Consider the following 14,150-nt stretch of genomic DNA (forward strand, 5'->3'; position numbering starts at 1 on the left):
GGCAGGAGCGCACTGAAGCTGACCGCTCAACACCAATCCGTGGGAGCAAGCTTGCTTGCGAAGGCAATATCATAAGCGTTGAAATATTCGGAACTGCTGAGCTATTGAACCAAGGGCGGATCAGGCAGACCGAGTCGCGCCCTTCGCAAGCAAGCTTGCTCCCACAGGATCGGGACCTGCCTGACAGGTTAGTGTTTGTGTGCGGGCGCTGAGCCGCTTTTGATGTTGGCTTTTATACAGCTGGGCCGCAGGGCCTTCATTGAAAGCAGGACCAGCGCGGTGTCATATGCCAGACGCGGACCAGCTCTTGATGCTAGCGTTTATATAGCCGGGCCGCGGGGCCTTCCTTAAAGGATGGCGTCCTTCATCCTGGGCATATCACCAAATCGCGCCCACAAAAAAGGGCGACCGAAGTCGCCCTTTTTCTAATGGTTAATCAGAACTTAGTTCTGTTTTTCCATTTGTGCGCGCAGCAGGTCACCGATAGTGGTAGGACCTGTGCTTTCCGCAGCTTCTGGCTTAGTGCGCAGGCTTTGGATAGCTTCTTTCTCGTCTTCAACGTCTTTCGACTTGATGGACAATTGGATTACGCGGCTCTTGCGGTCAACGCTGATGATCTTGGCTTCAACTTCTTCGCCTTCTTTCAGAACGTTACGCGCGTCTTCAACGCGGTCACGGCTGATTTCGGAGGCTTTCAGAGTAGCTTCGATGTCGTCTGCCAGAGTGATGATGGCGCCTTTGGCGTCAACTTCTTTAACGATACCGCGAACGATAGCGCCTTTGTCGTTAACCATCACGTACTCAGAGAACGGATCGCTTTCCAGCTGCTTGATGCCGAGCGAGATGCGTTCGCGCTCTGGATCAACAGACAGGATAACGGTGTCGAGCTCGTCGCCCTTCTTGAAGCGACGTACGGCTTCTTCGCCCACTTCGTTCCCGGAGATGTCGGACAGGTGAACCAGACCGTCGATGCCGCCGTCCAGACCAATGAAGATACCGAAATCGGTGATCGACTTGATGGTGCCGGAGATTTTATCGCCCTTGTTGAACTGGCCAGAGAAATCTTCCCATGGGTTAGATTTGCACTGCTTGATGCCGAGGGAGATACGACGACGCTCTTCGTCGATGTCCAGAACCATAACTTCCACTTCGTCGCCAACTTGTACGACTTTCGAAGGGTGGATGTTTTTGTTGGTCCAGTCCATTTCGGAAACGTGTACCAGGCCTTCAACGCCTTCTTCCAGCTCAGCGAAGCAGCCGTAGTCGGTCAGGTTGGTAACACGAGCGGTAACGCGAGTGCCTTCTGGGTAGCGAGCTTTGATAGCGACCCATGGATCTTCGCCCAACTGCTTCAGACCCAAGGAAACACGATTGCGTTCGCGATCGTACTTCAGGACTTTTACATCGATCTCGTCGCCAACGTTGACGATTTCTGATGGATGCTTGATACGCTTCCAAGCCATGTCGGTAATGTGCAGCAGGCCATCGACGCCACCCAGATCGACGAATGCGCCGTAATCGGTGAGGTTTTTGACGATACCTTTGACTTGCTGACCTTCTTGCAAGGATTCCAGCAGAGCTTCGCGCTCAGCGCTGTTCTCGGCTTCAAGGACGCTACGGCGGGAAACGACAACGTTGTTGCGTTTCTGGTCGAGTTTGATGACCTTGAATTCGAGCTCTTTGCCTTCCAGGTGAGTGGTGTCGCGCACTGGGCGGACATCAACCAGAGAACCAGGCAGGAACGCACGGATGCCGTTAACGTCGACAGTGAAGCCGCCTTTAACCTTACCGTTGATAACGCCCTTGACCACTTCTTCAGCTGCGAAAGCCGCTTCCAGAACGATCCAGCACTCAGCACGCTTGGCTTTTTCGCGGGACAGCTTGGTTTCGCCAAAGCCATCTTCGACCGCGTCCAGTGCAACGTGCACTTCGTCGCCGATCTTGATGGTCAGCTCGCCAGCATCGTTGTGGAACTGCTCTAGCGGGATGAGGCCTTCAGATTTCAGACCGGCGTGAACCGTAACCCAACCTGCTTGGTAATCGATATCAACGATGATCGCGGTGATGATCGAGCCAGCCTGAAGGTTCAGGGTCTTTAGGCTTTCTTCAAAAAGTTCTGCAAAGCTTTCGCTCATTTTAATTCCTGTTGATCAAGGGCGAAGAATACGCCCATCTGCCACATTCCAGACAACGTGGGTTTCGTTCAAGTAAAAGAAAGCCTGTGGGACTATGACTGGTCTCCCACACGCTTCTTCTGTCATCCGGCGATATCGCGTAATGCGACTTCACTCAAGATGCGTTCCAACACCTGCTCAATCGATAATTCGGTGGAATCCAGCTGTATGGCGTCGTGCGCCGGCTTGAGCGGGGCTACCGCTCGCTGGGTGTCACGCTCATCGCGTGCACATATCTCATCTAGCAGACTCGACAGACTAACATCATCACCCTTGGCCTTCAACTGCAAGTAACGGCGGCGAGCACGTTCCTCGGCCGTGGCGGTGAGGAAAATCTTTAATGGCGCGTCAGGAAAAACCACCGTACCCATGTCGCGACCGTCTGCCACAAGGCCCGGCGCCTCAAGGAAGGCGCGCTGACGCTGGAGCAATGCGTCACGCACGGCAGGTAAAGAAGCGACTTGCGAGGCGCCATTGCCGATGGTTTCGTTGCGAATGGCGTGGGTAACGTCTTCGCCTTCGAGGGTAATGCGTTGCCCGTGATCATCGTTGCCGGCGTTGAACTGTACGTCCAGGTGCGCGGCGAGCAGTTTCAAGGCTTCTTCGTTGGTCAGGTCGACGCCATGATTGCGCGCAGCGAAAGCCAGCAGGCGATACAGCGCGCCGGAATCCAACAGACACCAGCCCAAATGCTTGGCCAGCTTGCCCGCAACCGTGCCTTTACCGGAACCGCTAGGCCCGTCGATGGTGATGACTGGAGGCTGAACTTTCACGACTGGGCCTCGTTGGCTACACGCATGCCGACTTGTTCGCACAAGGCGAGGAAGTTGGGGAATGAAGTCGCGACGTTGGCGCAGTCATGGATGCGGATCGGTGCCGAAGCGCGCAACGACGCAACGCTGAAAGCCATGCCAATCCGATGATCGCCGTGGGCATGCACCTCACCGCCAGTGAATGCGTCTACGCCAAAGCCAGCGCCATCAATGATGATGCCGTCTGCCGTCGGTTCGGCTTTGACGCCCAACGTGAGCAAACCGTCCGCCATGACTTGAATGCGGTCTGACTCTTTGACGCGAAGTTCTTCGGCGCCGCGCAATATTGTGCGGCCATCGGCACAGGCCGCAGCCACGAACAACACCGGAAATTCGTCGATTGCCAAGGGCACCAGCTCTTCGGGGATCTCGATGCCTTTGAGTTTAGCTGAACGCACGCGCAGGTCTGCCACGGGTTCGCCGCCGACTTCACGCTGATTTTCAAGGGTGATGTCTGCGCCCATCAAACGCAGAATGTCGATGACGCCGGTGCGGGTCGGGTTGATGCCGACGTGTTCCAGCAGCAAGTCCGAGCCTTCAGCGATAGAAGCGGCGACCAGGAAGAACGCAGACGAGGAGATATCCGCCGGCACTTCGATGTGGGTCGCGGTCAGCTTGTGGCCGGGCTCAATGGAGGCCGTGCTGCCCTCAGTGGTCACAGGGTAGCCGAAGCCACGCAGCATGCGCTCGGTATGGTCGCGAGTCGGTGCAGGCTCCGTGATCCGGGTTTTGCCTTCGGCGTACAGCCCCGCCAGCAGCAGGCAGGATTTCACCTGTGCGCTGGCCATCGGCAGGGTGTAGGTCAAACCGGTCAGGTGCTTGCCGCCACGAATGATCATTGGCGGACGGCCTTCGGCAGCAGTTTCGATCACGGCGCCCATTTCCCGCAAAGGATTGGCCACGCGATTCATCGGACGCTTGGACAGCGACGCATCGCCGGTCAAGGTGCTGTCGAAGCTCTGCGCGGCCAGCAGACCGGACAACAGACGCATCGAGGTGCCGGAATTGCCCAGATAAATCGGGCCTGGCGCCGCTTTCAAGCCATGCAGGCCGACACCGTGAACGGTCACGCGGCCATTGCTCGGGCCTTCGATGACCACGCCCATGTCACGGAACGCTTGGATGGTCGCCAGCGCGTCTTCGCCTTCAAGGAAGCCTTCGACTTCGGTGATGCCTTCGGCCAGTGAGCCGAGCATGATCGAGCGGTGAGAAATAGATTTGTCGCCTGGAACTCGGATGCGTCCGGAAACGCGTCCACCAGGGTTAGCCAGGAAGATCAGGTCGTTGGAGTTCATAGCGTCCACATAGGCCCGACGGGCCAGGATTTTACTGAAATGCTCACGAGCAACACGGGCGCGAGTGAATACGCCCAACAATTGATGCCCATCCCCCGCATCGACCGCGTCGCGCAAGGCGTCGAGGTCGCTGCGAAATGTATCTAATGTGCGTAACACCGCCTCGCGGTTGGCGAGGAAGATGTCGTGCCACATCACCGGGTCACTGCCCGCGATTCTTGTGAAATCGCGAAAACCGCCCGCAGCGTATCGAAAGATGTCCAGATTCTCGTTGCGTTTGGCCAGTGAATCCACCAAGCCAAAAGCCAGCAGGTGTGGCAAATGACTGGTGGCGGCCAACACTTCATCGTGGCGCTCAACCTGCATATGCTCAACATCTGCGCCCAGTTCAGACCACATACGGTCGACCAGAGCCAGCGCCGCCGGGTCAGTATCGGCCAGCGGGGTCAAAATCACTTTATGCCGACGGAACAGCTGCGCGTTAGAGGCTTCTACCCCGCTCTGCTCGGACCCGGCAATCGGATGCCCAGGCACGAAACGCGCAGGACAATCACCAAACGCCAGCCGCGCTGCACGCACCACATTGCCTTTGGCGCTACCGACGTCGGTCAATACCGCATCACCCAGGTCGAACGTGGCCAGCAGCGCCAACAGTTTTTCCATCGCCAGAATAGGCACGGCGAGCATGATCACGTCAGCGCCGCGACAGGCGGCAGCGATATCGTCTTCGCAACGGTCGACGACACCCAGCTCCACCGCCAATTTGCGCGAGCGCGGATTCAGGTCGACGCCGACCACTTCGCCGCACAGCCCGCTTTCACGCAGGCCTTTGGCGAAAGAGCCGCCGATCAAACCGAGGCCGATGACCACCAAGCGCCCGATCATAGGCCGGGAGGGTTGCAATGGCATGACATCAACCACGTGCCAGAACCTTCGCCAAGGCGTCGAGGAAGCGCAAATTTTCACTCGGCAGACCAATGCTCACCCGCAGGTGATTAGGCATGCCATAGCCGCCAATCGGCCGCACGATCACGCCTTCGCCCAGCAGCCCCTGGTACACCGAGGCGCCTTCACGGCCGAGATCGATGGCCAAAAAGTTGGCTTTCGATGGAATCCAGCTCAAGCCTATCTCGCGCAACCCTTGTTCCAACTGTTGCATGCCGACTTCATTCAAGCGGCGACTTTCAGCCACGTATTCGACGTCGTCCAGCGCGGCACAGGCCGCAGCCAGGGCGAGGCTATTGACGTTGAATGGCTGGCGAACGCGATTGAGTACGTCGGCAACTGTAGGCGACGACAAGGCATAACCGACCCGCAACGACGCCAGGCCATAGGCTTTGGAGAAGGTGCGCGAGACCAGCAAATTCGGGTATTGGGCCAGGTAATCCAAGCCATTGGGCAAATCCGTGCCCGCGGCGTATTCGATGTAAGCCTCATCCAGCACCACCAACACGTTTTCCGGCACTTTGGCGAGGAAGTCAGCCAATGCGCTCGGACCGAACCAGGTACCGGTCGGGTTGTTGGGGTTGGCGATGAACACTACGCGGGTGTTGCTATCGATGGCGGCCAACATCGCGGGCAGGTCGTGCCCCCAGTCTTTGGCGGGGGCAACGTGTGCAGTCGCACCCACTGCCTGGGTGACAATGGGATAAATAGCGAAGGCGTGCTCGCTGAACACTGCATTCAACCCCGGCGCCAAGTAAGCACGGGCGACCAATTCCAGAATGTCGTTAGAACCGTTGCCCAACGTCACTTGATTGGCCTGCACACCACACCGCTCAGACAGCTTGGCCTTGAGGTCAAAACCATTGCCGTCCGGGTAACGCGTCAGCTCGGCCAATTCGCGATGAATCGCGGCCAAGGCTTTAGGGCTGGCACCCAACGGGTTTTCGTTACTGGCCAATTTAATGATGCTGGCCGGATTGATGTCCAGCTCCCGCGCCAGTTCGTCCACAGGCTTGCCCGGGACGTACGGCGAGAGTTTTTGCACGCCTGGCTGGGCCAGAGCGAGGAAGTTGCTACTCATGGTGTTTCGCCTTTTTACACGTGCACTAAAGAACCGCTTTCGGGTACGAACCGAGCACTTTGAGCGCTACTGCTTCTTGACTGATCTGCTCCAATACGGCTTTGATCAGTGGATCCCGGTGATGGCCAACGAAGTCGATAAAGAACACGTAGGTCCATTTACCACTGCGCGAAGGCCGGGTCTCGATGCGGGTCAGGTCGATCCCGTTCTGATGGAACGGCACCAATAACTCGTGCAACGCGCCGGGCTTGTTGCTCATGGATACGATGATCGAGGTTTTGTCGTCGCCCGTCGGCGGGACTTCCTGGCTGCCGATAATCAGGAAACGCGTGGCGTTGTCCGGGCGGTCTTCGATTTTTTCAGCGATACGCGTCAGGCCATACAGCCCAGCGGCCATATCCCCGGCGATGGCTGCCGAGTTCCACTCGCCTTTGACGCGCTTGGCGGCTTCGGCGTTGCTGGCGACGGCGACACGTTCAACGTTCGGATAATGCGCGTCCAGCCATTTGCGGCACTGGGCCAAGGACTGGGCGTGGGAGTAAATGCGGCTGATGCTCTCGGTCTTGGTGTTTTCACCGATCAATAGATGATGGTGAATGCGCAACTCGACTTCGCCACAGATAACCATGTCGTGTTCGAGGAAACTGTCCAAAGTGTGATTGACCGCGCCTTCGGTGGAGTTTTCCACCGGGACTACGCCAAAGTTCACAGAACCCGCCGCGACTTCACGGAACACCTCGTCGATAGCCGCCATCGGCAAGCTGATCACTGCGTGGCCAAAGTGTTTCATAGCGGCGGCTTGGGTGAAGGTGCCTTCCGGACCGAGGTACGACACTTTCAACGGCTGCTCAAGCGCCAGGCACGACGACATGATTTCGCGAAACAGACGCGCCATCTCTTCGTTACCCAACGGCCCCTTGTTGCGTTCCATCACGCGCTTCAGCACTTGGGCTTCGCGCTCTGGACGATAGAAAACCGGCACTTCGCCTTCCGCCAGCGAGGCCATCTTCACTCGCGCAACTTCTTGCGCACAGCGGGCACGCTCACTGATCAGCTCCAGGACTTTCTCGTCCAGGCTGTCGATGCGTATCCGCAGTGCCTTGAGCTCTTGTTCAGACATTAGCCGTGTTCCTTCTCGAACTCTGCCATGTAAGACACCAGGGCGTTGACCCCATGGATATCTACGGCGTTATAGATGGAGGCACGCATGCCGCCGACCGAGCGATGACCCTTGAGGTTCAGCAGCCCGCGCGCTTCAGCGCCCACCAGGAACGGCTTGTCCAGACGGTCATCGGCCAGACGGAACGGCACGTTCATCCACGAGCGGTCGGATTTGTTGATGGGATTGCTGTACAAGCCACTGGCGTCAATGAAGTCATACAGCGTGCGCTGCTTGAGGTCATTGCGCTTGCCCATGGCTTCAACGCCGCCCTGCTCCTTGAGCCATTCGAATACCAGGCCAGACAGGTACCAGGACAAGGTCGGCGGGGTGTTGTACATCGAGGCATTATCGGCGGCGACTTTGTAGTTGAGCATGGTCGGGCAGATTGAACGGGCACGCCCCAGCAGGTCTTCGCGAATGATCACGACGACGATACCGCTAGGACCGATGTTCTTTTGGGCGCCGGCGTAGATCATGCCGAATTTGGAGATATCCACAGGGCGCGACAGGATGTCTGAAGACATGTCGGCCACCAGCGGAACATCGCCGGTCTCGGGGATCCAGTTGAATTCCAGACCGCCGATGGTTTCATTGGGTGCGTAGTGAACGTAGGCAGCGTTTTTGGACAGCTTCCATTCGCTCTGACCCGGAATTGCGAAATAGTCGTAGGGCTTGGCGGTTGCAGCAACATTGACGTTGCCGAAGCGCGAGGCTTCTTCGATAGCTTTCTGCGACCAGATACCGGTGTCGATGTAATCGGCGGTGGCGTCTTCGGGCAGCAGGTTCAGCGGAATTTGTGCAAATTGCTGGCTTGCGCCGCCTTGCAGGAACAACACTTTGTAGTTCGAGGGTACGTTCAGCAGGTCGCGCAGATCTTGCTCGGCCTTATTGGCTATGGAGACGAACTCATCGCTACGATGACTCATTTCCATGACGGACAGGCCTTTGCCATGCCAGTCCAGGAGTTCCGCCTGGGCACGCAGCAGAACAGCTTCAGGGAGCGCGGCAGGACCGGCGCAGAAGTTAAAAGCTCGCTTGCTCATATCCACTCTCGTCAAATGCTTGGGTCTGTTCGCATTGCATCAAAGTTGTATCAAATGTGGTCCCGAGGATGTGCTGGGACATTGTAGGAGCGGGCTTGCTCGCGATGGATCGCGAAGCGGTCCCTATTTGAGACCGCGCCGCGGCTGATCGCGAGCAAGCCCGCTCCTACAGGAGTCACATTATTCCTCTTCTGGCGTGTCGGCTTCCAAGGTATCGGAGGCTTCGTCAGCGTCCGGGACGATCAAATCATCGTCGCCTTCCAGCACTTCACCGTCGAATTCCTCGCCTTCGAGCTCTTCGCCCTCAACTTCTGAAGGCTCCTGCACGCGTTCCAGGCCAACCAGCTTCTCGTCGCTGGCCAGCTTGATCAGGGTCACGCCCTGAGTGTTACGGCCGAGGCTGGAAACTTCGTCGACACGGGTGCGAACCAAGGTGCCCTGGTCGGAAATCAACATGATTTCTTCGCCGTCGAGTACTTGTACCGCGCCGACCAGACGGCCGTTACGGTCGTTGCTGACCATGGCGATAACGCCCTGACCGCCACGTTTGTACTCTGGGAACTCGGTGATCGCCGTACGCTTGCCGAAACCACGCTCGGAGGCTGTCAGGATCTGGCTGCCTTCTTCCGGGATCAGCATCGAAATCAGCTTCTGCCCTTCTGGCAGACGCATGCCGCGCACACCGCGAGCGGTACGGCCCATAGCGCGAACGTCGGACTCTTTAAAGCGCGTGACCTTGCCGCCGTCGGAGAACAGCATGACTTCGCGCTCGCCATCGGTGATGGCTGCAGAAATCAGGATGTCGCCTTCGTCCAGCTCCAGCGCGATCAGGCCAACACTGCGTTGACGGCTGAACTGCACCAGCGGGGTTTTCTTCACAGTACCGTTGGCGGTGGACATGAAGATAAAGGGTGCTTTCTTCCGGTCTTCGGCTTTGATACGTGCTTTGCGTTCTTCTTCGGTTTCGTCGGTCGCTGTTTCGTCCGTTTCAACGGTGATGACATCGTCACCGCCTTCTTCTTCGGACTTCTTGCGCATGGCTTCCATGTCCACCGGCAGCATGGTGGTGATGTATTCACCCTCACTCAACGGCAGCAGGTTGACCAACGGACGACCACGGGCAGCGCGGGACGCTTCCGGAATTTCATAAGTCTTGAGCCAGTACACCTTGCCTTTGCTGGAGAACATCAACAGCGTGGTGTGACTGTTCGCGACCAGCAGGTGCGCGATGTAGTCCTCGTCTTTGACGCCTGTAGCCGACTTGCCTTTACCGCCACGGCGTTGAGCCTGGTAGACGGCCAATGGCTGAGTCTTGGCATAACCACCGTGAGAGATGGTGACAACCCGCTCTTCTTCGGTGATCAGGTCGCCCAGGGTCAGGTCCAGACGTGCATCGAGAATCTCGGTGCGACGTGCATCGCCGTATTCAGCGCGGATCAGTTCCAGTTCTTCGCGGATGATTTCCATCAAACGCTCGGCACTGTTGAGGATGCGCAGCAGCTCGCCGATCTGGGTGAGGATTTCCTGGTATTCGGTCAGCAGTTTTTCGTGTTCGAGACCGGTCAAACGGTGCAGACGCAGTTCCAGAATCGCCTGGGCCTGTTCAGGCGACAGGAAATACTTGCCGTCGCGCAGACCGTATTGCGGGTCAAGGTTGTCCGGGCGGCACGAATCTGCGCCGGCACGTTCAACCATCTCGACTACAGCGCTGGATTCCCACGGGGTCGCGATCAATGCCACTTTGGCTTCAGCCGGTGTCGGCGAGGCCTTGATCAGCGCGATAACCGGGTCGATGTTCGACAAGGCAACGGCTTGACCTTCAAGCAAATGTCCGCGCTCACGGGCTTTACGCAGCTCGAAAACAGTACGACGGGTAACCACTTCACGACGGTGACGTACGAAAGCTTCCAGCAAGTCCTTGAGGTTCAGGATCCGCGGACGGCCATCGATCAACGCAACGATGTTGATACCGAAAACACTTTGCAGTTGGGTCTGGGCGTAGAGGTTGTTCAGGACAACTTCCGGCACTTCGCCACGACGCAGCTCGATCACCACGCGCATACCGTCTTTGTCAGACTCGTCGCGCAGTTCGGTAATACCTTCGAGCTTCTTCTCTTTTACCAACTCGGCGATCTTCTCGATCAGACGCGCCTTGTTCAGTTGGTACGGCAGTTCAGTGATAACGATCTGCTGACGACCACCGACCTTGTCGATGTCTTCGATCATCGAACGCGCACGCATGTAAATGCGCCCACGGCCGGTGCGATAGGCTTCGACGATACCGGCGCGACCGTTGATGATCGCGGCCGTCGGGAAGTCAGGGCCCGGGATGAACTGCATCAGCTCATCGATGGTGATTTCGGGGTTATCGATCAGCGCCAGGCAACCGTCGATGACTTCACCGAGGTTGTGCGGCGGAATGTTGGTCGCCATGCCCACAGCAATACCGCTGGAGCCGTTGATCAACAGGTTGGGAACACGCGTCGGCATGACCGCAGGGATCATTTCGGTGCCGTCGTAGTTCGGCACCCAGTCCACGGTTTCTTTATGCAGGTCGGCCAGCAGCTCGTGCGCCAGCTTGGTCATGCGTACTTCGGTGTATCGCATGGCCGCAGCGTTGTCGCCGTCGACCGAACCGAAGTTGCCCTGACCGTCTACCAGCAGGTAGCGCAGGGAGAATGGCTGCGCCATCCGTACGATGGTGTCGTAAACGGCAGTGTCACCATGCGGGTGATACTTACCGATAACGTCGCCGACCACACGGGCAGATTTCTTGTACGGTTTGTTCCAGTCGTTACCCAGTTCGCTCATCGCGAACAGTACACGCCGGTGCACGGGCTTTAAGCCATCACGCGCATCGGGCAGTGCTCGACCTACGATGACGCTCATCGCGTAGTCGAGGTAGGACTGTTTCAGCTCGTCTTCGATATTGACCGGGAGGATTTCTTTGGCCAGTTCGCCCATGAGAAGCCTGATTCCTTTTTCTGGTGAAACTTCGTCACATCCATGCGGGACGAAACGAAGCTCGCCGCTACAGGGCGTTTTGCCATGCAGCGACTTACGACAAATCAACGAGTTGTGCCATGGATCTGCGCAGTAAAGGCAGCGGCATTGCACTGCCTTGGAAACCGCCGAATGTTATCACAATCGCGATCAGGGACCTATCCCTTGAAAGCCTGCCGGACCACTAATCGATGAGTGATTGGCCTTTCTAGCGCCTCTGAGGGGCTTGGGAGCGGTTTGTAGCGTATTAGCAACCAGCGAAGGAGACGGCGAAGATTATGTGTTGGCGCTGGGTTTGGGGTGTATATCCATTGTTTGTGGTTGCTTGAAGTATGGTTTCGCTTTTACAGCGAGGAACCCTTTTTCAAACGTCGGGGCGCCGAACCGCAAAAAGGTCCCGCCAAAAGGGCTTGCCCCACCATGCGGGCCCTCGCTTAGGCTCGGCCTTCCCTCACTCCGGCCGCATGGTTTTACGGGGCCTCTTTCCGTAATTTGATATTCAATTCACAGTAGATCTCAAAGGCAGATCATGCCGGCCAGAAGCCGGGAGGCGGCGTCCATACAAACCATCCGCCTTAACGCAGGCCCGCTTTTGATGTTGGCTCGCCCAAACAGCAGGCCGAAGGCCTTCATTAAAATGCCCCGTAAAACCATAGAGGCCGAGCGCAGCGAGGGAAGTTGAGCGAAGCGAGACCCATGGTGGGGCAAGCCTTTTGGGGTACCTTTTTGGCGTCTGAAAAAGGTTCCTCGCTGTAAAAGCGAAACCATACTTTCAGCAACCAAAAACAATGAATACACAGCCCAAAACCCAACGCCAACACATGACAGGCTTTTGATCCAAGCTCGTAAAAAAGCAACGCCTTAATTACCCCCGCTTCCCACCCCGCAACTTCCACTGCCTCCCCACCCGCCAACGCCAAAACAGCTGAACCAGCCCATACCCCAGCGCACCAAACACCACCCCTGCAACCACCGACCCCAGCAAAAACGGCTGCCACAACGTCGACAGTTGCCCGCTGATCCACTCCCAAGTCAGTTCGTCGGGAAAGTGCCGTGGTGGAAGCTGCAACACCCATGAACCGATCTTGTACGTGCAATAAAAAACCGCCGGCATGGTAATCGGGTTGGTCAGCCACACCAGGCTGACGCCGATAGGCAGGTTACCGCGCAGCAGGATGGCCAGCGCCGCGGCCAATAACATCTGAAACGGAATCGGCATAAACGCGGCAAACAAACCCAAGCCCACAGCGCGGGAGACCGAGTGTCGGTTGAGGTGCCAGAGGTTCGGGTCATGGAGGAAACGGCCCAAAAAGCGTAAGGATTTGTGTTCCCTGATGCTCGCTGGATCCGGCATGTAACGTTTGATCAGACGCCGCGGCATAAGGCTTCCCGTCCTGAAAGTGACCGCCAGTATGCATAAATTCGCCGCACATCAAATTCAGACTTTGTGACAATTAATAAAGCGGCGTCTGCTCGGGTGAGCTAATCAAGGTACCTGACTCTTAAAAGGCACGACTATGCGCACAGGGATGGTGGCGCTTGCGCTGGGGCTTTTGGCGGTTCGGTTTTTACCCGTCTTGCCGCCGGGCTGGTTGCTGGGGTTGATGCCGGTGGTGGCACTGATGCTGTTGCCGTTTCGTAGTTATCCACTGGCGTTTTTTCTGTTTGGCTTCAGTTGGGCGTGCCTCTCGGCGCAGTCGGCGCTCAACGATCGCCTGCCAATCAGCCTCGACGGCCAGACGTTATGGCTGCAAGGCAAGGTGGTGGGTTTGCCGCAATCGGCCGATGGCGTAGTGCGTTTTCAGTTGGACGGTGCGCAATCGCGTCGTAGCGAGTTGCCGCAGCACATGCGCCTGTCGTGGTATGGCGGACAAGAGGTGCGCAGCGGCGAGCAGTGGCGACTGGCGGTCAAGCTCAAGCGTCCAGCGGGGTTGGTCAATCCCGACTCATTTGATTACGAAGCCTGGCTGCTTGCCCAGCGTATTGGTGCGACAGGTTCGGTGGCCGATGGTCAGCGTATCGCCCCGGCCCGTTGGGCCTGGCGCGATGCCGTGCGTCAACGGTTGTTGGCCGTCGATGCCCAAGGTCGAGAAGGCGGGCTGGCGGCGTTGGTGTTAGGCGATGATTCCGGGCTAAGCACTACTGATTGGCAGGTCTTGCAGGACACCGGCACCGTGCATTTGCTGGTTATTTCCGGTCAGCACATCGGTTTGTTGGCCGGATTGATCTACGCCTTGGTCGCCGGTCTGGCTCGCTGGGGCTTGTGGCCGCGTCGTTTGCCATGGCTGCCGTGGGCCTGTGGATTGGCATTTGCCGCTGCCCTCGGTTATGGCTTGCTGGCCGGTTTTGAAGTGCCGGTGCGCCGCGCGTGCACCATGATTGGCATGGTGCTGCTGTGGCGTATGCGCTTTCGTCATCTCGGCGTGGGCTGGCCGTTACTGCTGTCGCTCAACGCGGTGTTGCTGTTTGAGCCGCTGGTCAGTTTGCAGCCGGGATTTTGGTTGTCGTTTGCCGCCGTAGGGATTTTGATCCTGGTGTTTAGCGGACGGTTGGGTGCCTGGAGTTGGTTACAGAGTTGGACGCGGGCTCAGTGGTTGATCGCAATCGGACTGCTGCCGGTCCTGCTGGCGTTGAA

General features: G+C 57.6%; 9 protein-coding genes. 1 reads left to right on the top strand and 8 read right to left on the bottom strand.

Features of this window, described 5'->3' with window-relative positions; all coding sequences use genetic code 11:
• Positions 1–443: 443 nt before the first annotated feature.
• The 8 genes from rpsA to M0974_RS30940 all read right to left on the bottom strand — a co-directional run bounded on the left by rpsA (position 444) and on the right by M0974_RS30940 (position 12,896).
• Positions 444–2,135 carry a 30S ribosomal protein S1 gene (gene rpsA, locus M0974_RS30905; RefSeq protein ID WP_297845794.1) on the bottom strand — a complete coding sequence of 564 codons (1,692 nt, stop codon included), beginning with the start codon at positions 2,133–2,135 and terminating at the stop codon, positions 444–446.
• Between the two features lie 122 nt (positions 2,136–2,257).
• Entirely contained in the window at positions 2,258–2,947 is a 690-nt protein-coding gene (gene cmk / locus M0974_RS30910) for a (d)CMP kinase (RefSeq protein ID WP_297845796.1), read from the bottom strand.
• On the bottom strand, positions 2,944–5,166 hold the full coding sequence (locus M0974_RS30915; RefSeq protein WP_297845806.1) for a bifunctional prephenate dehydrogenase/3-phosphoshikimate 1-carboxyvinyltransferase: 2,223 nt from the start codon (positions 5,164–5,166) through the stop codon (positions 2,944–2,946). Before M0974_RS30915 ends, cmk begins: the two co-directional genes overlap by 4 nt.
• 28 nt (positions 5,167–5,194) lie before the next feature.
• A complete protein-coding gene (gene hisC, locus M0974_RS30920; protein ID WP_297845797.1) occupies positions 5,195–6,307 on the bottom strand; it encodes a histidinol-phosphate transaminase in 1,113 nt (370 codons plus the stop codon).
• 25 nt (positions 6,308–6,332) lie between these two features.
• Entirely contained in the window at positions 6,333–7,427 is a 1,095-nt protein-coding gene (pheA, locus tag M0974_RS30925; RefSeq protein ID WP_297845798.1) for a prephenate dehydratase, read from the bottom strand.
• Entirely contained in the window at positions 7,427–8,512 is a 1,086-nt protein-coding gene (gene serC, locus M0974_RS30930; RefSeq protein ID WP_297845799.1) for a 3-phosphoserine/phosphohydroxythreonine transaminase, read from the bottom strand. The genes pheA and serC overlap by 1 nt, the downstream gene beginning before the upstream one ends.
• A gap of 180 nt (positions 8,513–8,692) precedes the next feature.
• Positions 8,693–11,476, bottom strand: coding sequence for a DNA gyrase subunit A (gyrA, locus tag M0974_RS30935; RefSeq protein ID WP_297845801.1), 2,784 nt, complete (start codon positions 11,474–11,476; stop codon positions 8,693–8,695).
• A 904-nt stretch (positions 11,477–12,380) separates the two neighbouring features.
• On the bottom strand, positions 12,381–12,896 hold the full coding sequence (locus tag M0974_RS30940) for a DUF2062 domain-containing protein (RefSeq protein ID WP_297845803.1): 516 nt from the start codon (positions 12,894–12,896) through the stop codon (positions 12,381–12,383).
• Between the two features lie 136 nt (positions 12,897–13,032).
• Between M0974_RS30940 and M0974_RS30945 the strand changes: the two genes are divergently transcribed.
• Positions 13,033–14,150: ComEC/Rec2 family competence protein (locus tag M0974_RS30945; protein ID WP_297845804.1), on the top strand; the 1,118-nt coding region annotated here is incomplete at its 3' end.

It is taken from the genome of Pseudomonas sp. (assembly GCF_026224925.1).
Taxonomy (GTDB): Bacteria; Pseudomonadota; Gammaproteobacteria; order Pseudomonadales; family Pseudomonadaceae; genus Aquipseudomonas.